Origin of the sequence: Gluconacetobacter takamatsuzukensis (assembly GCF_014174275.1) — a bacterium.
GTDB classification, from domain to species: Bacteria; Pseudomonadota; Alphaproteobacteria; order Acetobacterales; family Acetobacteraceae; genus Gluconacetobacter; species Gluconacetobacter takamatsuzukensis.
In genome coordinates this window covers 1-879 of the sequence record NZ_JABEQK010000028.1, presented here as the reverse complement: position 1 = coordinate 879, position 879 = coordinate 1, and the positions used below count along the sequence as shown (strand labels likewise).

The following is an 879-nucleotide window of genomic DNA, read 5'->3' as shown; positions in this document are numbered from 1 at the left end:
TGGGCGGGTTGATCGCGGTTCTGGCGTGGGGCGGGATTTCGGCGTGGTCGGCGTTCGGGCCGGGCTTCGTGTGGAGCACGGCGTGGAACCCGGTGACGCAGCATTTCGGGGCGGCGGCGCCGGTCTTCGGCTCGGTGGTGACGACGGTGCTGGCGCTGGTGTTCGCGGTGCCGCTGGCGTTCGGGATTGCGTTCTGGCTGGTGGAGATGGCGCCCGCGATGGTGGCGGGGCCGATCGGGATGGCGGTGCAGCTTCTGGCGGCGGTGCCGTCGATCATCTTCGGGATGTGGGGCTTCTTCGTGATCGTGCCGGCGATGGCGCATTACGTGCAGCCTTGGGCGCGGGTGCATCTGGGGCACCTGCCGGGGATCGGCATGCTGTTCCAGGGGCCGCCCTACGGGACCGGGCTGCTGACGGCGGGGCTGGTGCTGGCGATGATGGTGACGCCGTTCGTCTGCGCGGTGATGCGCGACGTGTTCGTGGCGATGCCGGCGCAGATCCGCGAGAGCGCGTATGGGCTGGGGGCGACGCGGTGGGAGGTGATGCGCAGCGTGACGCTGCCCTGGTCGCGGCCGGCGCTGATCGGCGGGATCATGCTGGGGATGGGGCGCGCGCTGGGCGAGACGATGGCGGTGACGTTCGTGATCGGCAACACCAACCGGATCGGCTGGTCGCTGTTTTCGCCGGGGAACACGATCGCGTCGCTGATCGCGCTGGAATTCCCCGAGAGCCCGGCGGGCAGCCTGAAGCTGGCGTCGCTGCTGGCGCTGGGGTTCATCCTGATGGTGATCTCGTTTTTGACGCTGGCCTGTTCGCGGCTGCTGCTGCGCCGTGGAGGGGCCTGAGATGAGTGCGGTGACGGAAGCGGGTCCGGCCGGC

The 879-nt window shown here is 69.9% G+C and carries 1 protein-coding gene; it reads left to right on the top strand.

Annotated elements, in window-relative coordinates:
- Positions 1 to 845 (top strand): phosphate ABC transporter permease subunit PstC (gene pstC / locus HLH27_RS16870; protein ID WP_182951276.1); only part of this gene is annotated, 845 nt, incomplete at its 5' end.
- Between the last annotated feature and the right edge of the window lie 34 nt (positions 846 to 879).